The organism is Nocardia sp. NPDC019323 (assembly GCF_044389845.1).
GTDB classification, from domain to species: domain Bacteria; phylum Actinomycetota; class Actinomycetes; order Mycobacteriales; family Mycobacteriaceae; genus Nocardia; species Nocardia implantans.
Window position 1 is genome coordinate 295,209 of sequence record NZ_JBIRYN010000006.1, and the last position, 20,006, is coordinate 315,214.

The 20,006-nt window shown below is 69.6% G+C and carries 20 protein-coding genes; 2 read left to right on the forward strand and 18 right to left on the reverse strand.

The features are described 5' to 3' along the window. Positions 1-44 precede the first annotated feature (44 nt). Together mycP and eccD are read right to left on the reverse strand one after the other, a co-directional pair. Entirely contained in the window at positions 45-1,424 is a 1,380-nt protein-coding gene (gene mycP, locus ACH49X_RS23480) for a type VII secretion-associated serine protease mycosin (protein WP_195080625.1), read from the reverse strand. Between the two features lie 32 nt (positions 1,425-1,456). Next, positions 1,457-2,935, reverse strand: a complete 1,479-nt coding sequence (eccD, locus tag ACH49X_RS23485) for a type VII secretion integral membrane protein EccD (protein ID WP_323124510.1) — start codon at positions 2,933-2,935, stop codon at positions 1,457-1,459. 239 nt (positions 2,936-3,174) lie between these two features. Here eccD and eccA point away from each other — a divergent pair, with 239 nt between their 5' ends. Further along, positions 3,175-5,007: a type VII secretion AAA-ATPase EccA gene (eccA, locus tag ACH49X_RS23490; RefSeq protein ID WP_357207746.1), complete on the forward strand. Its 1,833-nt coding sequence runs from the start codon at positions 3,175-3,177 to the stop codon at positions 5,005-5,007. Positions 5,008-5,043: 36 nt separating this feature from the next. On the opposite strand, the gene eccB is transcribed toward eccA, so the two are convergent. After that, positions 5,044-6,552, reverse strand: a complete 1,509-nt coding sequence (gene eccB / locus ACH49X_RS23495) for a type VII secretion protein EccB (protein ID WP_195080406.1) — start codon at positions 6,550-6,552, stop codon at positions 5,044-5,046. A gap of 130 nt (positions 6,553-6,682) precedes the next feature. On the opposite strand from eccB, the gene eccE reads away from it, so the two are divergent. Beyond that, complete coding sequence (eccE, locus tag ACH49X_RS23500) at positions 6,683-8,467, forward strand: type VII secretion protein EccE (RefSeq protein ID WP_323124511.1); 1,785 nt, start codon at positions 6,683-6,685, stop codon at positions 8,465-8,467. A gap of 65 nt (positions 8,468-8,532) precedes the next feature. Here eccE and ACH49X_RS23505 read toward each other — a convergent pair whose 3' ends face one another. The 15 genes from ACH49X_RS23505 to ACH49X_RS23575 form a co-directional block, all read right to left on the reverse strand. Then, positions 8,533-8,826, reverse strand: coding sequence for a WXG100 family type VII secretion target (locus ACH49X_RS23505; protein ID WP_195080405.1), 294 nt, complete (start codon positions 8,824-8,826; stop codon positions 8,533-8,535). Between the two features lie 59 nt (positions 8,827-8,885). Further along, the gene (locus ACH49X_RS23510; RefSeq protein ID WP_195080404.1) at positions 8,886-9,194 is read right to left on the reverse strand and encodes a WXG100 family type VII secretion target; all 309 of its coding nucleotides are present in this window, start codon (positions 9,192-9,194) and stop codon (positions 8,886-8,888) included. A gap of 95 nt (positions 9,195-9,289) precedes the next feature. Then, the gene (locus ACH49X_RS23515; protein ID WP_195080403.1) at positions 9,290-10,081 is read right to left on the reverse strand and encodes an ESX secretion-associated protein EspG; all 792 of its coding nucleotides are present in this window, start codon (positions 10,079-10,081) and stop codon (positions 9,290-9,292) included. After that, positions 10,078-11,064 carry a PPE domain-containing protein gene (locus ACH49X_RS23520; RefSeq protein ID WP_195080402.1) on the reverse strand — a complete coding sequence of 329 codons (987 nt, stop codon included), beginning with the start codon at positions 11,062-11,064 and terminating at the stop codon, positions 10,078-10,080. The genes ACH49X_RS23515 and ACH49X_RS23520 overlap by 4 nt, the downstream gene beginning before the upstream one ends. Before the next feature lie 34 nt (positions 11,065-11,098). Beyond that, positions 11,099-11,440 carry a PE family protein gene (locus ACH49X_RS23525; RefSeq protein ID WP_323124512.1) on the reverse strand — a complete coding sequence of 114 codons (342 nt, stop codon included), beginning with the start codon at positions 11,438-11,440 and terminating at the stop codon, positions 11,099-11,101. A gap of 32 nt (positions 11,441-11,472) precedes the next feature. Then, a complete protein-coding gene (locus ACH49X_RS23530) occupies positions 11,473-12,846 on the reverse strand; it encodes a hypothetical protein (protein WP_195080401.1) in 1,374 nt (457 codons plus the stop codon). Next, positions 12,843-13,160 (reverse strand): type VII secretion target, encoded by a 318-nt coding sequence (locus tag ACH49X_RS23535; protein WP_195080400.1) that lies wholly within the window; start codon positions 13,158-13,160, stop codon positions 12,843-12,845. Before ACH49X_RS23535 ends, ACH49X_RS23530 begins: the two co-directional genes overlap by 4 nt. A gap of 99 nt (positions 13,161-13,259) precedes the next feature. Continuing rightward, positions 13,260-13,547 (reverse strand): YbaB/EbfC family nucleoid-associated protein, encoded by a 288-nt coding sequence (locus ACH49X_RS23540; RefSeq protein WP_357106613.1) that lies wholly within the window; start codon positions 13,545-13,547, stop codon positions 13,260-13,262. Between the two features lie 38 nt (positions 13,548-13,585). Then, positions 13,586-13,936: a hypothetical protein gene (locus tag ACH49X_RS23545; RefSeq protein WP_357106616.1), complete on the reverse strand. Its 351-nt coding sequence runs from the start codon at positions 13,934-13,936 to the stop codon at positions 13,586-13,588. A gap of 42 nt (positions 13,937-13,978) precedes the next feature. Beyond that, on the reverse strand, positions 13,979-14,752 hold the full coding sequence (locus tag ACH49X_RS23550) for an ESX secretion-associated protein EspG (RefSeq protein ID WP_357106619.1): 774 nt from the start codon (positions 14,750-14,752) through the stop codon (positions 13,979-13,981). Next, positions 14,749-16,602: a hypothetical protein gene (locus tag ACH49X_RS23555; protein WP_357207657.1), complete on the reverse strand. Its 1,854-nt coding sequence runs from the start codon at positions 16,600-16,602 to the stop codon at positions 14,749-14,751. Before ACH49X_RS23555 ends, ACH49X_RS23550 begins: the two co-directional genes overlap by 4 nt. Before the next feature lie 463 nt (positions 16,603-17,065). After that, complete coding sequence (locus ACH49X_RS23560; protein WP_357207660.1) at positions 17,066-18,613, reverse strand: hypothetical protein; 1,548 nt, start codon at positions 18,611-18,613, stop codon at positions 17,066-17,068. A 99-nt stretch (positions 18,614-18,712) separates the two neighbouring features. After that, positions 18,713-19,156, reverse strand: a complete 444-nt coding sequence (locus ACH49X_RS23565; RefSeq protein ID WP_357207662.1) for a TY-Chap domain-containing protein — start codon at positions 19,154-19,156, stop codon at positions 18,713-18,715. Continuing rightward, on the reverse strand, positions 19,153-19,644 hold the full coding sequence (locus ACH49X_RS23570) for a DUF6301 family protein (RefSeq protein WP_357106628.1): 492 nt from the start codon (positions 19,642-19,644) through the stop codon (positions 19,153-19,155). The genes ACH49X_RS23565 and ACH49X_RS23570 overlap by 4 nt, the downstream gene beginning before the upstream one ends. 29 nt (positions 19,645-19,673) lie before the next feature. After that, the gene (locus ACH49X_RS23575; protein ID WP_195080393.1) at positions 19,674-19,958 is read right to left on the reverse strand and encodes a hypothetical protein; all 285 of its coding nucleotides are present in this window, start codon (positions 19,956-19,958) and stop codon (positions 19,674-19,676) included. Positions 19,959-20,006 lie beyond the last annotated feature (48 nt).

Consider the following 20,006-nt stretch of genomic DNA (forward strand, 5'->3'; position numbering starts at 1 on the left):
ATTCCTTCGTTCGGTCGGCGGCGAGCGGTCGAGCTGCGCCCGCGCTACGGATCGAATTCCGCGTTCAGGTCCTGCCTGGTCCGGCGGAACGGGAACGCCACGGCCACACCGATGGCCAGACCGGCCAGGCACACGATGGAGCCGAGCACGGCGATCCGGCGCGGCCGAGGGTCCGGGCCGGGCGGACGCGCCGGCGCTGCGACGGCTCGGGCGGCGTCGGCGTCGGCGCTCACGGGTTTGTCCGGCAGTTGCGCGGTCAGCGCGGCGAGCGGATCGATCAGGCCGTGCCCGATCCGGTCGTCGCGGCCGGTGCCCGGTCCGTGCGCCGTGCGGACGATGCGGTCCATCACCTGCTGGGCGGTGAGTTCGGGGAAGCGTGCGCGCACCAGCGCGGCCAGCCCGGCCACATAGGGCGCCGCGAAGCTGGTGCCTTCAACGGCCCTGATGCCGTCGGTGGTCTGGACGCCGTCCACCAGCCCGGTCGCGCCCGGCTTGCTGTCCAGCGAAACGATATTGCGGCCGATCGCGGCGACGCCCACCCATGGGCCGTGCAGCGACAGCTCCGACACCTGGCCGGTCGAGTCCACCGAGCCCACCGACAGCACATAGGGCGTGAACCAGGCCGGGCTCGCGACCGTGGCCACCGAGCCCCAGCCCGACCCTTCGTTCTGTTTCGAGCAGGCGCCGTCGGGTTGCAAGTTGCCCGCCGCCGCGACCACGACGACATTGCGGTCGTAGGCGTACTTCACCGCCGCGCCGAGCGAGGCGTCCGCGGTGTCCGATCCGGCCGCGGTGCAGGCGACTTCGGAGATGTTGATGACGGTGGCGCCGAGATCGACGGCGCGGACCACCGCCGCCGCCAGCGTGAGCACGCTGCCGTAACCGTCGCTGCTGATCTTGCCCGGCGGATCACCACGCCCCGCACGGTCTTTCGGCTCGTAGGCCAAGCTCAGCTGCCGGATGGTGAGCAGGTCCGCGTCGGGCGCGATGCCCGCGAAGGCGTCGCCGGGGCTCGGCTGGGCCGCGATGATCCCGGCGACCAGGGTGCCGTGGCCGTCGCAGTCGACCGTTCCGTCGCTGTCGGAGACGAAATCGCCGCCCGGTTGCAAGGACCGCAGCCGCGGGTGCGGATTGACCCCCGTATCGATGACGGCCACCTTCTGCCCCGCACCGCGGCTGAACTGCCATGCGGATGGCAGATCCAATACCCGCTGCGCCATCGGGGGCTCGCTGGGCGGCGCGCCGGTGAGCAGGGGTTCGGCGCACACGGCGCGCTGTTCGGTCGGTTCCAGCGGCGCGGGCCGCACGCTCAAAGCCTGTGCGACGCCGAGTGCGCCGGGGTCGATCCCGGGCGGGGTGATCGCCCGGGCGGCGGGCCACGGCCCGGCGATCGCGGCACCGACAACCGTAGCCGCGCAGGCCATTTGCATGACGCTGCGGCGGGATGCGCTGCCGGTCATATGTTCCGGGCCATCGAGTAGATGTTCATCACCCACAACACCAGGGGGATCACCGACACGATCAGCAAGTACTCGAAGATCTCGATCATCCGCCTGGTCACCGGGGTGACCTCGATGTGAGGGCCGATCACCCCGAACCCGACCACACCGGTCGCGAACGCGAGCAGGATGCCGGCCGCGAGCAAGGTGTGGTCCGAATCGCCGACGGCGAATCCGGCGGTCAGTGCGACCGATGTCAGGCAGCCGCCGCCGATCAGCGTCGCGGCCTGGACCAGATCGGCGAACGAGCGGCCGCGCAGCGCGAGGATGATCGCGGTCACGACCGCCAGCGTGACCCCTTGCCAGCGCGGCGAACCCAGCGGATCCGCCACGCCGAACGCGCCGACGACCGCGCTCGCGGTGCAGGCCGCGATCAGTCCGGACTGGAAACGGTTGGCCGTGCGGGCGCGCAGCCCGAGTCCCGCCGCGGAGGGCAGCGCGCTGGCGCCGATGGCGCCGATGCCCTCGATGGTCGGTCGCGGTTCGTGGTCGGCCGGGTCGATCGCGCCGCCCGCGGTGGGGACCGGCGGAATGGGCAGCCGCGCAAGCACGGCCGCCAGCCGCGGCACCGCCGAGATGATCGCGATGCCCGCCACCAGCAGACCGGCCGACAGCTTCGGCAGACCCGGATGCCAGATCAGATGGATCGCCGCGGCGACACCCGCGATCACGGCGAGCGCGGCGGCACAGGAGAACAGCGTCGCGCCCGCGCCGGTGATCCGGTAACCGAGCAGCGCCGCGATCAGCAGCACCGAGCTGCCCAGCAGCAGATGGGGACTGCCGAGCGTGCCGGGGACCAGCAGCGCGGCGCCGCCGAACAGCACCAGCAGTCCGTCCAGTGACAGCCAGGTCGCGGTCACCGGGTCGGAGTATCGGTGCGCGGCGATGCCCGCCGCGACGAAAGCCGCTGTGCCACAACCGAGCAGGGCGAGAGCAGGCGCGATCGGATCGCCGTTCGCGCGGGAGACCACCAGCACGGCCAGCGTGACCAGCACGGTGAGCGCCGAGACGACCAGGCCCATCCAGCGGGCGGCCACTCCCGACCAGCTCCGGAATTCCTCCGCGGTCAACCGTGATACCGCGTCGATGACGTCGTCGAACAGCGCGGGCGCTTCCTTCGCGGCGACCGACCGCAGCACCAGCAGCTCGCCGTCGTAGACCTCGGCCTCGGTGAGCGTGCGGCTCGGCGCGATCGCCTCGCGTCCGAGCCTGGCCAGCGTCCAGTGCCGCGCGTCCAGCGGCGCCGCGTCCTCCTCGGCCTCGGGACGCTCCGGATCGCGCGATTCGATGAGCGCCACCAGATCGCCGATGAATGTGGCGATCGGCACGGTGGCAGGCAATCCGACATCGATCTGAGTGTTTCCACCGATGACCGAAACACGACTCAATACGGGTTCGGTGGCACGTGTGCCGCTCGCCGACTCGATCAACGGCAACCTTCCCCCGCCCTCATCCGGAACAATGATTCTCGCATCGACACCATTTGCTGGAACCTGTCCTGAGTACCCGACTTCACCACTCGTCGAGCACACTCACACATAGCCGACTCTTGCGTTGCGACCTCCCGGCAGCTGAACCTAATGTAACGGACGAACCGGGCCGCGCGCGATCGGTAGTCTGGTATCCAGATGAACGTCTCTACTACGAGAAACGAAGATTTCGGGGTTCGACAGCAATGACCGGCAACCGCCAAGCACAACGCGCATTCGATGCCGGAATCCTGTCGCTCGGATTGTCCATCGAGGGGCAAGAATCCGCACGTGATCTCGACTACGCGAAACTGGCTTTTCAGCGCGCCACGGAGTGGGATCCCACGATGTGCGACGCGTGGCTCGGCCGCGCCGCCGCGGGCGAGCTCACCAAGGACGTTCTGTTCAACCTGTACAAGACCAGCGCGAGCACGCTCTACCGCGAGCAGCGCAGGCTCGGGTTGCGTCCGCGCGAACTCGCGGGCCGGTTCCTTCCCGGTCTGTACATCGACTATCCGCTGGCCAACCACACCGAGATCACGCTGGCCTGGGCGGCGCATCTGATCGCCGACAAGGAGTACGACGAGGCCGAGCGAGTGCTCGACGAGCTCGACACGTTCCGCCGCGGGCAACTGAGCAACCCCGAGGGCGAGATCGACGACCGCATCTGCGCGTATGTCCGTGGCGTGCTGCACTACAACACTCAGCGCTGGCCCGATGTGATGGCGGTGCTGGCGGGATCGGCGGAGTGGGAGGATCCGTACCTGGCGGCGGGCGCGCACGTGATGGTCGGCACCGCGTGTGCCCAGCTCGGCTTGTTCGGCGAGGCCATCCGGCGGATGCAGCAGGCCGAGGCGGGCCCGATCCCGGCGGCCCGGTCGACCGCGATGTTCTGTCGCGGCTTGTGCCTGCGGGAGTCGGGCAACGAGGGCGAAGCCCAAGCCCTGTTCGAGAAGGTGTACTCGCAGGCGCCGGATTTCGAGGCGAACGCGGCCGCGATGCGCGACCGCACCTATCGGATCACCGTCACCAGCCGCGAGGTGATCGACGCGCGGACCGACAAGTGGGACCCGGCGTCCTCGCCGTCGATGGAGCAGATGGCGCAGGCCGAGAGCCAGGACCGGGCGAAGAAGATCCTGGTCGAGGCTCGTGCCGAACTGGACTCGCAGATCGGTCTCGCCTCGGTGAAAACCCAGGTGGCGAAGCTGCAGTCGTCGGCGCAGCTGGCGAAGATCCGGGCCGAGAAGGGCTTGGCGAGCCAGCCGCGCGGCCAGCATCTGGCCTTCACCGGGCCGCCCGGCACCGGTAAGACCACCATCGCCAGAGTGGTCGCGAAGATCTATTGCGGCGTCGGCCTGTTGAAGACCGACAAGGTGGTCGAGGCCAAGCGCGTCGACTTCGTCAGCCAGAATCTTGGCGGCACCGCGATCAAGACCGAGAAGCTGATCGACACCGCGATGGACGGTGTGCTGTTCATCGACGAGGCGTACACGCTGATCCAGACCGGCCTGCAAGGCGGCGACGCGTTCGGCCGTGAAGCGGTGGACACGCTGCTGGCGCGCATGGAGAACGACCGTGATCGCCTCGTGGTGATCATCGCCGGCTACGACGGCGAGATCGATCGGTTGCTCGCCGCCAACGACGGCCTGGCCTCCCGTTTTTCGAAGCGCTTGCAATTCCCGTCCTACACGCCCGACGAGCTGGGGCAGATCGGCCAGGTGATCGCCCGCAAACGCGATTCCGACCTGTCCGAAGGAGCGCTCGAGCAGCTGGTCCGGGCCTGCGAACGCCTGTACGCGATGCAGAGCACCGACCAGAGCGGTCAGCCGCGCCGCGGCGTCGATCTCGCGGGCAACGGACGGTTCGTCCGCAACGTGATCGAGGCGGCCGAGGAGGAGCGCGAATACCGCCTGGCCAACGACGAATCGCTGGACCTGACCGACATCGATGAGGCGGTGCTGCGCCGCATCGAGGCGTCGGACATGGAGCTGGCCTTGGCCGGCTTGCTCACCTCGCTGAACGTCGGCTGGACGGACTGAGTCCGAGGGCGGACCGCGCGACCGGTCCGCCGCGGCTCATTTCGTGGGCAGCGAATCGTGGCTGACCAGCGCTTCGCGCGCCGACAGCGTGGGACCGGGGACCAGCTGGCCGATGATCGCCCACGGCGCGAGGCGCGCAGAGCCGCCGAGTCCGAGCACGTTCGCGGTGGCCGCGTCCGGAATGCCGTAGCGGACGCCGGTGTCGGCGACGTAGAACAGGCTGTCGCGGCGCGGGCTGCCCGGCTCCATCCCGGTAACCTGCACGAATTCCCCTGAGCCCGGGGGGATGTAGGCCGCGTCGACCCGGTCGCCGACGCCGTCGGAGGTGGACACCTCGACGGGTTTCGCGGACTCCGCGATCGGCAGGCGAGTGCCGACCAGCAGGCTGACCGCGGCTCGCTCACCGGGGCCGTCGCCCGCGTTGTCCTCGCTCGGCCCTGGAGCGGCGCCCGGCGACTTCGCCCAGGCCACGCAGGCCACGGGCGCGTCCTCGGCGGGCAGGATTCGCGGGGTGCGCACCGGGAAGTCGTCGACCGGCAATTGCCGGACCACCGGAACCCGGTCCAGCACGTCGGGCGGCATGGTCGCGATCTCGCGCATGCCGTGCGAGTCGGCGTACCTGATCACCTGCGCGGTGAACGGCGATATCGGCTGCAAACCGTCGGCGAGCACGACATACAGCGCGGAACCGCCGTCGGGGCCCACGCCGGACACCGAGATGACGCCGCCCACCGGGATCTCCGACAGCGGGCCCGGCCCGCGCTCGCCAGCCCGTGGGATCTGCGGCGGCGTCAGCGCCGGCACCTGCGTCGTCGCGCCGAGCAGACCGGTGCCGACCGGACGCGGCCGCTGGGCGCGCAGGTCCAGCGCCCTGGCCATCACCGAGTTGGCCGGGTCCACCTCGGCGCGCTTGCCGTCGTAGACCAGGTAGGTCTTGTTGTCGCGCCGCACGAGCAGGGCCTCGTCGTGATTCGCGGTCCGGATCCGGTCCGCGAGCGCGGGGTGGCCCGCGATCACCGTCGTCGTGCCGCCGGAGGACGAGGCGGCGCTACCGCCTTCGGACAGCGCGATGGTCTCGCACAGCGACCACTCCGACTTGCTGCCCTGCGCGGAGCCGGGCAGCGCGCTCGGCGCTCCCGGAATGCCGAGCAGCGGCCCGCGCGGCAGATCGTTGAGCTTGTCGTCCTTCACCGCGTGCGGCTCCGCGTCGGCGCCCGTGATCAACCGCGCCGACGCCAGATTCAGCACCGGATGCAGCGTCTTGCCGCCGTCCTGGCCCTGCACCACCACGTACAACGCGCCGCTCTGCTTTCCCGAGACGATCACGGCGTCGCCGATCGCGCCCTGCGGACGCAGGAAGGCCAGGATCGCGGCGCCCGCCACCACGAGCACACCGAGCACCGCGCCGACGAGCAAGGAGCGGATCTGCGAACGCATCGGATCGTGCAACATGCGCACGTCGCGGCGGACCAGCGCGTGATCGAGCCTGCGCAACAGGAATCGGTATCCGTTGACCTGGGCGCGGGTGGTCAGCTGTGCCGGCACATGGTCTCCATCGAGCTATCGATCACCATTCTCTTCGACACGGTACCGTAATTCACCGACGGCCCTGAACCGATGGAATCACGACCCGATCGACGGCGGCCGTCACGAAACGAAGCGGGGACGAACAACGGTGAACGAAACGATGAACGGCGAGGCAACCAATAGTGAAATAATGGATGCGCCGCCGAGAAATCAACGCCGATCGGACTACGACACACTGCGCGATCCGGAATTCTGGTTGTTTCGCATTTTTCCGCTGCGCGTGGTCGTGCCAGTGTCGATATCGGCCGCCGCCGTCGCGTGGATCGTTCTCGCCGTCGGCGATTCGATCCGTGGCGCGATCGCCGCGGGCGCGGTGGTCGCGCTGGCCGGTCTGGTGCCGGTCGGTGGACACACGCCGGCCGAGCGCATCGGTAGCGCGATCGCACGCAGGCGCCCGGGATTGCGCCCGGCCGAACGCCTGTCGCAGGCGCCCGCGCTCGACGTGCCGCTGGCCGAGGGCGGCGCCTACGGGGTGCGCTGGGACGGCGACCTGCTGCTCACCATGCTCAGGATCGATCCGCCGCCGGACACGCTGACGCTGCTGGATCGTGGCTCGCTCAGCACCGATCAACTGCTTCCGCTGCCCGAGATCGCCCGCTGCCTCGATCAATTCGATCTGACCCTGGCGGGCATCGACGTGGTGAGCACCGGCGCGCGCACCGCGGGCACCGGCGTGGCCGCGCAACTCTACGACCGCATCCTCGGCCCGCTGCCCGCCATCGCGCACCGCACCTGCTGGCTGGTGCTGCGGATGGATCCGCTGGCCAACGCCGAGGCGGTGGACAAGCGCGGCGGCGGTGGCAGCGGCGCGCTGCGCACCGCGATCATCGCCACCCGCCGGGTCGCCAACCGGCTGGCCGCGCACGACATCGCCGTTTCCGTGCTGACCGCCACCGAGATGAACGCCGCGGTGCGTCAACTCACCCACGGCTTCGATGTCGACCAGCTCGCCGAGTCACCGAAAACGCTGGAGTACCAAGGCCGTTACCTCACCCAGTACCAGATCGCGGCCGACATGATCGGCCCGCGCGGACTGGCCGGCATCTGGGCGGTGCCCAGCTTGTCCACCACGGTGACGTTGCGCCTGCGGCCGGGAACGGGCCGCCACGACCGGCACACCGATTTCGCCGACACCGTGGTGCTCAACGCCGTCGTCCGCTTCGACACCGTCGCGCCGCCCGAGGAACCACCGCTGCCCGGTTTGCGCGAGCTGATCGGCAACCAGCTGCGAATCCTGTTGGACACCCTGCCCATCGGCTACGCGGGCCGCTGGGGCAGCGACATCGCCTATCGCGGCACCCTGGCCGCGCTGGCCGAGTTCGCGGTGCCGACAGCGGGCTGCGGCCAGCTCATCGGCGCCGACGAGCGCGGGCAGGGCATCGCGGTGCCGCTGATCGGCGAGGGCACCAGGCACCTGGAAGTGATCGGCAATCTGGATCTGGCTCAGCAGGTGATCCTGCGCGCCACCGCGCTGGGCGCCCATGCCATCGTGCACACCGCCCGGCCCGAGGCATGGCACACCATGGTGGCGAATCTCGGTGCGCCGCAGGTCCTCTCGATCGCTCCGCGGGCCGCGGGCGCCAGCTACCACCCGCCCGCTCCCCCGCCGACGCCCGCCGCTCCCTATCCGAGCACGACGGTGCTGGTGTTCGACGGTCTCCCGCCGATCGCGCACGCGGGCGGCGCGACGATCGTGCACGTGCGGCGGCCGGACGATCCCGGCAGGTCGGTCGACGCCGACGTCACGCTGGTGCAGGATCCGCAGGCGCCGAACCGGATCACGGTGCGCACCGCCGCGCGCAGCGCGACCGTACTGATGGTCACCACACCGGACGAGATGCACTACATCGGCGAGTCGCTCGCGGCCCGCTGACCGCACGAAGCGGCCGGCTGGAACCCTTACCGTTCCAGCCGGCCGCCGTTCGGCGCTTCGCGCGCTCAGAAGGAGGCGAAACCGTCGCCGACCTTGCCGTCGGCCTCGATCGCGCGGTTCAGCGCGTTCTCGACCTTGACGCCGAGGTTGTCCAGCTTCTGCAGCGTGTCCTCCAGCTCGGTGGTCAGGTCGTTGTGCGCCTTGTTGAAGTTCGCGACCGCCTGCTCACCCTGCAGGTTCTCCCGGAACGACGCCGCGGCGCCGTTGAGCTCGTCGATCTGCGCCTTCATGTTGGAGCCGTACTGGTTGAGGTCACTGACCATCTCGGTGATGGCCGGGGAGTTGTACTTGATGGTCATTGTTGTCTTCCTTCTGCTGAGAGATTGGGATCCGGCCGGACGGCAGCACCGTCCAGCGGTCAGGCCAGACCCGCCTGGTCGGAGCCGACGATGGTGTTCTTGCCGGAGGTCACGGCCTGCGAGAGCCGGTCGAGCTTGCCGTTGAGCGCGGTGACCTCGTCGTGCCATTCGGCGGCGGCGGTGTTGAACTCGCGGTGGGCGTCACCCTGCCAGCCGCGCGCGACGGCCTGCACCGACTCGTCGATCTGGTTGATCGAGGTGCGCAGCGTCGAGATCGAGTCCTCCATGCGGCTGACAACGCTGTCGATGCCGCCCTCTTCGACACCGTAGGTGTTCCCCGAGCCGTCGCCGAGAGTTGTGTAAGCCATTTCGTGTGGTCCTTCCGTCAGAAGTGTTGTTGGTGCGGAGATCCGGACGATCTCACCGAGCAATGTGGCAACCGAGTTTTCTTGCGACTCGACAGCTACTGAGGCAGCCACCTCCCCCCGGGCAGCCCTTCCAGCAATGTGGCGACCGCCTGAGTCACCCGGTGGTCGGTGCCCGTCGTGACCGTCGACCAGATCTGCTGATCCGGCGCGACCATGGGGGCGACGACGATGCGGCCGCGGCCGGTGTCGTACACCACCACCGCGCCGGGCGCCCTGCTGGTCAGCCCGTCCTGATGGGCGTAGGCCACGATCTCGGCGTAGGCACGGCAGGAGCCGAAGGCGAGTCCGAGCACGGCGGCGTCACGCTCACCGACGCCGAGGGCGTACACCGCGTCGGCGAAATCACCGGAGCCTTCGGCCGCGTCCATCCGGTCGGCCAGTTCGCCAGCGGGTGCGCTGAATCCGGTGATCTGCGCGGGTTCGCACGGTCCGAGCGCGGCCAGCAGTGGGCGAGCCAGTGACGCGTCCGAGCCGTCGGCCCAGAGGGATCGCACCTCGAAGCTGTCGCCCGAGCGCACGGCGAGCGCGTGCTGCTCGCCCCGGCGCGCCAGGCAGAAGCGGCGGGCGCCGTCCTCGGCGTAGACACGGGCGACGAGCTCGCGATCCGGCTGCGCCAGCACCAACAGAGCTGCGGCCAGGCCGGATTCGACTTCGCCTTCTGCGTCGAGCAGGCCCGCGCCGACCAGGCCGGACAGCGCGCGCTCCCGTGCGGCGCGATATTCCTCGATCGAGTCCTGTTGCGGCGCCACCGAAAGCACCAGCGGCAAGGTCTGCACACCGAGCCGCTCGGCGACGACGAGCAGCGCGTCGTTCGTCAGTGACGTCACGGCGCACCTCCCGGCTCTGGACTGGTCTCCGTCTGCGCGACAGCCGCGGGTTCGGCGCCGCCGAGCACCGCGGGCGCGGCCTGGATGCCGCCCTCGAAACCGATCTGATCGCTGGTCTCCGTCGGCAGGCTGGCGCGCGGGAATCGCGCCGCATCCGGTGCGGACCCGGCCTGCCCCAATGCCCCTGGAACGAGCGGAGCCGGTTGGCCGCCCGTGTTCACCGTGGTGGCCTGCGTCGTGCGCGGAACGACGTCGGCGGCTGTGGCCGACTGCGCGTACACCGGCGCCTGATAGGCGGTGCGCACTCGCGGCATCGCCGGGATGGGCGCCGTCCCGATCGGCAGCGCACCGATCGGCGCGGCACCGCGCGGCACCGCGGCCGACTGTGCCGCCTCGGCCTGTTCGGCGGCCAGCGCCTGCTCCGGCGCCACCACGGGCGGCTCCTGGTGCTGCCACGGCAGGGCCAGCGGCTCGGTGGCCAGCTCGTAGTTCCGCATGACCCGCGAGGCCACGGCCTTCGCCGCGTCCTGGTCGGCATCCGTCTCGGCGGCGATCGCGCGGATCGGCCCACCGAGCATCCCGCCCATCGACTCCAGCATCCGCTGTAGCTGCTGCAGGTTTTCCAGGTCGGCGGTATCGGGCATGGCCAACCGGGCGATCTCGTAAGCGGTGACCTGGGCCTGGAATCGCGCGGCGTTGGCCGCCGCAGCGGCGGCGGCGTCGACCAGCCAGTCCCGCAGCGTCGAGATCTGTCGCAGCACCTCGTCGCTGCGCCCCGACTGCCAGGCTCCGCGCACGTCCGCGAGAACCTTCTCGTACTCGGCCACAGCGGCGCCGAACGACGCGGCCAGGCGCGACCACGCGGCGACGGCTTCGGCCATCGGCACGGCGCCCGGCCCGGTGGTGAGATCGCGCGCGAGCCGCTCGGGTGGGCGCGCGGTCCACACCACGCCGGTGAAACCTGGCTGCGGTGGTTCGATCATTGCTGCGGAGGACCTTTCGGTTGCGCGACGACGGTCAGGCCGACCGGCCGCCCGTGGTGTCGAAATCCGCCGTATTCGCCGATTCCATGCCGTCGAACCGGTTCGACTGCAGCCGCAAGGTGGCCGCCAGCTTGCGCAGTTCGTGCACGCCCGCCTGCGCGCCGGCCAGATACGACGACGCGACGTCGTTCGCGGTCCGCGCGGCTCGGCCGGAGACCTCGTCGGCCCCGGCGGGCACGACGGTCAGCGCCTCCTCGGTGGCGCGCAGATCCGACGCCAACCGGTCGGCCAGCGCGTCCAGCCCGGATGACGCCTTGGCCGCCGTGACCGAGTCGAAACGCACGCTGTCGTACATCTGACCCCGCCCGTCACTCATAAGACCCTCCTGTGTACTGCTCGGCACTCGCGTCAGAGCGTGAGTTCCTTGTCCGGCGGTGGTTCCGATGTCGTGTCGGCCGCGCCGACCACCGGCAGCGAGACCCCTTCGATCCGGCCGACCACTTCGTCGCCGTGCTGGCCGGTGACCATCTGGCCGCGCAGCGCGTCGGTGGTCGATTCGCCGTCGCGGGCCAGGCCCGCGCTTGCCATGCCCGCACCGCCCATCGGCACATATCCCGTCCCGGTTCCGGTCCCCGCCGCGGTGGTTCCCGCGACGGTGGCGGACGACGTTCCCGCTCCGGTACCGGCGGCGGTGGCGGCGCCGATGTTGCCGAGCGATCCACCGGCCACGCGGGTCCCCGGCCACGGGTTCAGCGGTGCGGCGGCCGCGGCGATCGCGCCGGGGAAGCCACCGCCGATGCCACCGGCACCGCCCGCGCCACCGGCGTGCTCGCCTTCCTTGCCCTCCCCGGGTGCGTCCTCGGCTTCGTGCGCGCCGGGCGCGCTGATCGATTTCGGCGCCAGCAGCGAAGGATTGGCCGCCGCCAACTGTCCGAGCGACTGCGCCACCTGACCGGCCGTGCTGATCAGCGGCGTGATCATGCTCATCAACTGGGTGAGCTGTTCGGCCGACTTCACGCCCGTAGGCGCGTTCGTGATCGGGACCTTCTGACCTGCCTGCGTCATGCTCGCGCTGTGACCGACCAGCTCGGCTTTCGTCTTGGCCGTGATCGCCAGCGCCTCGGTGGTCGCCTCGATCGCGGAGGCGACCAGGAAGCCCTGTCCCCCCGGCGAGGCCGCCAGCAGGGGCGCGAAGGCCATGGTGGTGGAGAACTTCGCCAGCACCGCCGCCATCAAGCCGGCGCCGGTGAAGACGCTGCCCGCCGCGTTGCCGAGCACCGCCTTCTCCTGCGTGCTCTGCGCCGCCAGCTCACCCGCGTCGGTCTGCGCCTCGCCGGCCTTCTTCGCGGCCTCCATCGCGGCCATGCCCTGCCATACCGACATCAGGGTCTGCACCAGGGAGGAACCGACCTGCATCACCGTCTGCATCACGGTGGACACGTTCTGCAACAACTGAGTCGGGTCCACCGGGGGAGCCTGCCCCGCGGCGGGAGCACCGGCCTGCGCCGGCGCGGGCGCGGCGAGCTGACCGGTGCCGAACGCGGAGGCGAGATCGGTCAGCGGGCGCATGAGCGCGCCCAGATCGATCGTCGGCAGCGGCGGCAGCTCCGGCAGGTGCACGAAGGCGGGCAGCTCCGGCAGATTCGGTAATCCCATGCTGCGCAGGACATCGTTCACCGGCAGGTCGAGCATGGGCGCGAGAGCGCTGCCCCGCAGCAATTCCAGGACCGTGGGATCCAGCGGATCGGCGCCAGGCGGCGGAACGGCTCCCGGCGTGGTCATGACCGCGCGCGGATCGCTCCGATGGCCGCGCCCGAGGCGGTGTCCGTGCCCTCGTAGGTGGCGGCGGCCTGATGTGCCGTCAGCGCGGTGCCCGCGTGCACGGCGGCGAGCTGCGCCACCGACGACAGGTGATTGGCCTGGGCGAAGGCGTACGAGACGAGGAACTCCTGGCCGATCAGGCCGAACACCGGGACCACCGCGGCGACCGTCGCGGCTTGGTCGGTCGCGGCGATCGCTCCCACTCCGGCGGCCATGGCCGCCGATTCGCTTCCGTACACACGCAGCGCATCCGGGACTACTTCAATGTGACTCATGATCATCGTCCAATCCCGAAACATCCCCCGACGTTTCGTATTCAACTCTACCCAGCGCGGACCGCTTATCGCGATCCCATAGTGGTTAACATCCGGTGACTACCCGGTGGCCTCCTCATTGAATGCGGTGATAAGCGCGCCGCGTTGCGCAAAAGCCTTGTGCGCGGCCGCTCGCGCGGTATCGACGACCGTTTTCTCGAACTCCTCCGGCGAAAGTTTCGACAACGCGGCGGAAAAGCTCAGTCCGACCAACGCGGCGTTACCGTCCACTTCCGCGGTCACCGCGCCGTCGGGCGATGTCTCGGCTACCCGGATCCCGTTCACGGCGTCATGGAGATCGGTGAGCCGGTAGAGCTGATTGCGCACCCGAGCGATGAGCTCGTCCATTGTTTCGACCATGCCGACCTCACGAATTCCACTGCCGCTCAGACCGATCGCAGCCAGCTCTGCGGTTCGGTGTCGTACTCCTGCTCGTCGATGAGCTCCTGCGTCGCCACCTGCTGTTCGGTGGGCAGTCCGGTCAGCGCCAGCATCTCCGCGGTGAATCCCAGTTGCCGCAATTGCGCCCGCCGCGCCAGACCCGCGCGGTTCGCCGCCTGTCTGCACAATCGCAGCACCTCGCCCGCCAGTGCTTCCGGGTCGCGGCGCAATTGATCGGCGTCGACCTTGATCCCCAGCGGCAGACCCGTTTCGGTGGTGCGCACGGAAATCGAGCCGGTGAGCGAAGTGGCCACGAATTCCGTCGGGAATTCTTCGATCGGGCCCGGCGTGGTCATCCGATACCTCCTCCGGTCGAAATGGCATCGCGCATACGTCGATCACATCCGCTCGTCTTTGATGGTTTGGACGACTTCGGCGATCCGCGCGTTGATCAATTCGGTCAGCCGCCGCACGTCCGCCGCGACGACCGTCGGCGGATTGCCCGGCACGATCGCATAGCGCCCGTCGTCGACCAGATCGCGCCAGGCCAGATCCACTCGGGCGATACCGCGCGGACCGAAGCGCGAATGCCCCTGCTCCACCACGATGGTGCCCACCGTGGCGGCGGGCGCGCGATCGAAGGACTCGCTGCGGCTCGCCGCGCGGTCTTCGACGTCGTGCACCAGGGATCGGCCATAGGAGTGGTCGAGGCCGTCGCCGTCGGGCTCGATGAGATCGAAGGCGCGCCCGCGCCCGGCATCGACCTTCGGCAGCGCGGCCGCCACGGCGTGGCCGAGCGACAGCGCGTCGTGTTCGGCGACGGTGAATCCCCCCGTCGGCCGTTCCGCTCCCGGTTTCTGGGTCACCAGGAACGCCCGGTCGCCCTTCCGGCTGGCGAGCATGCGGATCTTACCCTTCGGATTCCGCGCGTCCCTGCCGTCGATCCCACGGATCACCAGCCGGATGTCGGGAACCATGAGCACGTCCATCAACTCCTCCAGCGCACGGCCCCATCGGGTTCGGATGCGCTGCCACGCTTCGTCTTTCTGCCTGCGCGCGTCGTCGTAGTAGGTCGTGCCGCTGAGGTAGAAGAACGGGTCGGGCAGGCTCTCCTTCGCCGCGTGCCAGGCCGCGGCGAATTCGAGACCGGAGAACTCCCACGTGTCGTTCATTGCTCGACAACCGGTTTCGCTACCACGGGCGCCTCACCCAGCGCCTCTTCCAGATGCTCGGTGGAATCGAGATAGTCGGCGCGCTTGTGCTCCTTCTGCTGTCCGCCCTGGGCGGCGCCGGGGCCGCCCATCGGCATGCCGGGGCCGCCCATCATGCCCTGGCCCGCCGCGAGACCGGCGCGCCCGGTGGCGGTCGCGGTGACGGCGTTCGACGCTGCCCGCGGGAACAACTTCGACGCCTTCTCCAAGTTCTGGTTCGCCGCCGATTTCGGTGCGCCGGGACCGCCCGAACCACCGGGGCCGCCCGCGCCCTTCGCCAGCGCCGACTCGAGTTTCTTCGTCGCGTCGGACAGATTCGGCATCCCGGGCAAGCCGGCCAGCGCGGCCTGCTGCGCGGCTTGCTGGGCCGCCTGTTGCGCGGCGCTTGCCGCCTGCTGACCGATCTGCTGCGCCTGTTGCGCGATCTGCTGAGCGGCCTGCTGCGCCTGTTGCGCCAGCTGCTGCGCGGCCTGCTGGGCGGCTTGCTGCGCGGCCTGCTGTTGCTGCTGTTGCTGCTGGCGCTGTTGCTGTTGCTGCTGTTCAGCGGCGCGACGCTGGGCGTCCAGTTGCGCCTGACGCTGTGCGTCTTCCAACGCTTTGCGCTGCTGTTCGGCCTGCCGCTGGGCGTTCTGCATCGCCCGTAATTGCGCAGGGCTGGTTCCCGGCCCCGGCGCGGCGCCCGGTCCGGGACCGCCGGGGCCAGGCCCTGGTCCCGGCACCTGGCCGGTGGTCGGCGGAATCGGATCCGGCAGCACCGCGATGACCTTGTCGGTCTCCTCTACGCCGGGAACATACGCCGCTTGCATCGCTCGCACGTAATTGCGAACCGCGGCTTCTTCCTTCCGCTGCCGGTAGGCCTCGTCGGTCTCGCCCGTAGTTCGTGCGGGCGGATAGTCGTCACCCTGCTGGAGCAGCACTCCGGTGGTGTACAGCCATTCCGACACGTATTCCAGGCTGTCGCCGATGAGCTTCATATTCGTATTCAGCTGATCGGTTCCGGCGCCATAGGCGGTGATCGCTTGGCGGGCCCGGTCGGCGCCCCCATTGTTGTTCGGACTGGTCCAGCTCGCCCTGCTGGTCGTCATCTGATTGGTGAGGATGTCGAACGTTTCCTTCAATTCCCCGGCCAGCCACCGCCAATCCGACGCGGCTTGCGCGACCTTGATCGGCATACTCGGACTGCCGCCGGTGATCGAGGAAATGATCGTCTGGTACTGGGAATAGGTGAAGTTCTCCGGGTCATCCGCATGCACACCCCGGGGCTCGAATTTCACCTCGCCGGGGTCGGCCAGACCGGCCGGCAATCCGTGGTTTTCCTCGGGCTTGCGTTTGCCGACCTCGTTCCAGTCCGGATGCGCGTAAGTGTTGCCGCTGCCGTCGCCCGCCGTGGTCAAACCGGCCGGATCCCAACGCTTCGAGAGATTTTCGGTGATCCCTTTGTGTTCACTCACTCGGCGCTCGAGCGTGGCGAAATCGACCCGGTTGTCCTCCTCGGTACCCCGGTAGTGCCTGGCCGCCGCGAAGAAAGTATCGGTCAGATCATCGAGGATGGTGATGTGGTCGTCCAGAATGCTGCCCAGCTCTTTTCCCTTTTCCGAGAAGCGGGAGGCGAGCGCCTCGGCCGAGAGCAACAGATCGGCGAACGGCGGAAGGGAATCGATCTTCGACAGTTCCTTCTTGACCGACGCGATGCGGACGCGGACGCCGTTCGCCGCGTTGATCAGAGCTTCGAGCGCTCCCGGGCGCAGCTCCAAGGTGCCGTTCTGCGCCTCGCGCGACAGGCCGCTCCATGGATTCGGCTGCTCAGACATGCCACGCTCCTTCCGTCCCTCCGATTCGGAAGCTCCCCGCCGGTGTTGTCACCGCTGGGAAGAGCGCCGAGTGAGCACATGCGGCCAGGCGAGATACGATGCCGCAGTCCGATCCCGGAGCCCATGACTCCGACCCGCACAACTGCATACCTCCCCGACGTGGGCGTCGACGATGAGCGCGCCACGGCGCGGTGACCCGTTCGCCCCCGCGTACGGGATCACGCTCCTGCGCCCGGCAACTCATACGCTGACGACCCTCCTCATCGCTGGCGTGCCGCGAAGGCTGTGCGCCACAGGTCAATCTGGCAGCCGGTTCTTACGGCAAGCCGAATATTGTCTTACGACGCACCAACGATTCTATGGTGAGTCGGGTTGCCTACGCATGTACAGCCCCGAATCCCGGTGGCTCCCGCCACGCCCTGAGCCAGCCGGATTACGCTGCGGCACAGCAGGAAAGCGGAGGTCAGGACGCGCCGACCGGGCCGTGCCGGTCCCGGAACCGCCGCTCGAACTCCGCTTGGTAGACCGACGGCGCCACCGAGGACGAAGACCGTTCCAGCACACCGTCGTCGGCGACGTAGTAGATCGCCCGGCCGATCGCGATCTCACCCGGCTCGACCGGGAGGTACACCATCCAGCCGACGCTGATCCGGTCGGCGCGCAGGTCGTCCAGCGGATAGTTCGCGAGGTCGGCGCCGCTGTCCCGGAGGAACCGCTCCACCCGGGCGAGCGCGTCCGCCCGCGACATCGGCTCCGGCGCGGTCATGGTCACCCCGGCCATGGTGAGCTGGAAGAAGGCGCCGTCCACGTCGAATCGTTCGTCGTCGAAGACACCGGCGAGCGCGTCCCGCGTGACGCCACCGGTTTCCGCCGCGGACACCAGCGCGCCGACGGCCGCGCGCCGCTCGTTCGCGTCGTCGCCGAGCAGGCCGCCGACGATGTCCACGACGGTCTCCGAACTCCACACGCCCGGCATCGCCTCGGCGAACCGGGCCGGCGCCGGTGACTCACCGCGGTACCAGCGGCCGTTCTCCCACCAGTAGCAGAACGTCAGCAGACCGCTGGTGCAGCGGTGGTTCAGCACCTGCCCCGCCACCCATTCCGGCGCGCCCGCGTACAGGTCGGGCAGCCGGACGCCGTCGTTGTAGGCCGCGGCCAGTTCCGGGGCGTTCCACACCCCGCCGGAGAGCACGGCACGCCCGCCCGGCAGCGCGTACAGCGAACAACCGCTTCGCTTGGCTCCCTCGAACCAGCTCACGGAGGGCAACAACCGTGGTCCCCAGGGTGATTCGGCCGCGACGAACGCCGCGGCGAGCACGGCCCAGCGGGCGGCCATGAGCGGGAACGGCGGCAACTCGTCCTCGGACGCGACGGCGCGCACGCCCGCCTCTCGGTCCGCCCGCGCCTGTGCCGCCGCCACCCGCGGCGGCCGCGCCTGACGATCACCGTGTCCGAGGTAGGCGCCGAGCCAGACCGGCAGCGAATCCCGGGGAAAAGCCGCCAGATCCGCGAGGTAGACCTCCGGCGGGAACAGCTGGTCGTCCGGGAACGGCTCGTCGCCGTAGTCGTAGTCGACCTCCATCCGGCCATCGCTGGTCAGCGTGAAGAGCAAACGCCACCACGGTCCGTCCTCGAGCCCCGCCGCCAGCTGCCGATGCTCCCGGACCAGCGCCACGACCTCGGGATCGGGAGTCACCCGTGCGGTGCGCTCCTGATCGTCGGAGTAGACGGCCAGCGCGATCTCCGCGGCCACCGTCAGCGCGAACACCGCGTCGACCCGCTGCCAGCCCGCCGGGCCGCCCGCGGCGAGCTCGCGGGCGACCTGGTGCATGAGCGTCTTGGCGCGCTCGGCGACATCCTCGACCGGCGCCGCTTCGGACAAGGTGAAGCCGACATCGGGCTCCTGCGCTGGCTGCTGAGCTGCCGCTTCGGCCCCGTGCGCCGCGCTGCCGGTCGGTGTCTCGGCGACACCTCGTTCGTCGCCGGTGGCCGGGCCGCCTGATCTGGTCACGTCGTGGAAATCCCCTCGTCCACCGCATCGGAGCGGGCGTGCACGCCACGATGCCTGTTGTCGTTCATTCGCACGGCGCCGGTTCGCACGCGGCGCTCGTCACGGTTCCTGCCGCAGGCCCAGCAGCGGCAGGTCCAGCTTGCGGTTCGCCGAACGTTCGTTCCACGCCGCATAGGCCAAGGCGGTGGGGGCGGCGATGCCGAACCCGTCGCGCAACCCGGTGACGACCATGTCGGCCAGCCGCCGGTATTCGGTGGTCGGACTCGGCCAAGCGAGCTCGATCCACCAATTGCTGTGGCTCGCATCGCGTTCGTGCCAACCCGATCCGGCGATCAGCGCGCGTCGCTCGGCGCCGGCTTGCAAGGCGGGGTCGAGCCACTCGTCGTCGACCAGTTCGGCCGACAGCGCATCGTCGAGCTGGAGGAACTGGGCGTATCGCCGTCGCGGTCCGGCATCGGACTCCACCAGCTTCACAATGGAACCGGCGCGCAGCGCGGCCAGTTCCGCGGCCAAACCGGCGGCGAAGTCTCCCCACCCGGTCAACTCTGCTCCTGCCCCTCCAGCTCGATGGCCTGATCGTGCAGTTCGAGCCAGGAATTGGCGGTGCGGGACAGCTGGACCGAGCGGCCCAGGTCCGCCACCACCAGCGTGGTTTCCGGACCCGCCCACCGGACCTCGGCGGTGGCGCCGGGGACCCTGGCGGTCGGTTCGCCGAGCGCGCCGGTGAGCGCCGCGACCATCGCCGCGAACGCGTCTCTCGACCGGGCCCTTCCGTCCGCGTCGTCCGGGGCGAAATCGGTGACGCGCAGTTTGATGTCCACGATCAGGCCGTCCCGGCCGTGGATCTTGCCGCTGGCCATCCCGAAACCGGCGTCCAGCATCGCCCGGTCCGGGTGAGCGGTCAGTACTTTCCAGCCGAACGTCTCGGCCAGCCGCGGTATCGCGTCCATCGGCTGGGGATCGTCGAGCGACCGCAAGGCTGTGGCCAGGTCGACGATCTCGCCGTCGGTCAACGCGCGCCACTCGGTCATGTGCCCACCTTAGGTCGTGACATCGGCGCTCACCGGGCCGACCGGCGACGATTGATCTCCTCGATCTTGCGGGCCAGCGCCTCCTTGCGCTCGCGGGCGTTGGAGCCGTCGAGCTGGCCCGCGAACGCCGAGCGGGCCGCGTCGACCAGCGCGTCCGGCACCTCGGGATACGCTCGGGCGATCGCCCACAGGGCGTCCTCGGTCTTCATGTCGAGGCCGGTCTCCGTGCGGATGCCGCCGCCGGTCAGCACGGAGCGGAGCATCTCGTCGAAATTCTCCCGCAGTTCGTCATCGGTCGGATGGTCGATCCGCATGATTGCTCCTCACGTCGATGGTTACCTTGTCGCATCGTCGGCTTGCGG

Coding starts and splice junctions, on each gene's coding strand:
- ACH49X_RS23570 (WP_357106628.1), bottom strand. CDS start 19,644: ATGACCGAGTGGCGCGCGTTGACCGACGGCGAGATCGTCGACCTGGCC.
- ACH49X_RS23505 (WP_195080405.1), bottom strand. CDS start 8,826: ATGACCATCAAGTACAACTCCCCGGCCATCACCGAGATGGTCAGTGAC.
- ACH49X_RS23550 (WP_357106619.1), bottom strand. CDS start 14,752: ATGAACGACACGTGGGAGTTCTCCGGTCTCGAATTCGCCGCGGCCTGG.
- ACH49X_RS23555 (WP_357207657.1), bottom strand. CDS start 16,602: ATGTCTGAGCAGCCGAATCCATGGAGCGGCCTGTCGCGCGAGGCGCAG.
- ACH49X_RS23540 (WP_357106613.1), bottom strand. CDS start 13,547: ATGGACGAGCTCATCGCTCGGGTGCGCAATCAGCTCTACCGGCTCACC.
- eccA (WP_357207746.1), top strand. CDS start 3,175: ATGACCGGCAACCGCCAAGCACAACGCGCATTCGATGCCGGAATCCTG.
- ACH49X_RS23520 (WP_195080402.1), bottom strand. CDS start 11,064: ATGATCGAACCACCGCAGCCAGGTTTCACCGGCGTGGTGTGGACCGCG.
- ACH49X_RS23510 (WP_195080404.1), bottom strand. CDS start 9,194: ATGGCTTACACAACTCTCGGCGACGGCTCGGGGAACACCTACGGTGTC.
- ACH49X_RS23575 (WP_195080393.1), bottom strand. CDS start 19,958: ATGCGGATCGACCATCCGACCGATGACGAACTGCGGGAGAATTTCGAC.
- ACH49X_RS23530 (WP_195080401.1), bottom strand. CDS start 12,846: ATGACCACGCCGGGAGCCGTTCCGCCGCCTGGCGCCGATCCGCTGGAT.
- mycP (WP_195080625.1), bottom strand. CDS start 1,424: ATGGCCTGCGCGGCTACGGTTGTCGGTGCCGCGATCGCCGGGCCGTGG.
- ACH49X_RS23525 (WP_323124512.1), bottom strand. CDS start 11,440: ATGAGTGACGGGCGGGGTCAGATGTACGACAGCGTGCGTTTCGACTCG.
- ACH49X_RS23535 (WP_195080400.1), bottom strand. CDS start 13,160: ATGAGTCACATTGAAGTAGTCCCGGATGCGCTGCGTGTGTACGGAAGC.
- ACH49X_RS23545 (WP_357106616.1), bottom strand. CDS start 13,936: ATGACCACGCCGGGCCCGATCGAAGAATTCCCGACGGAATTCGTGGCC.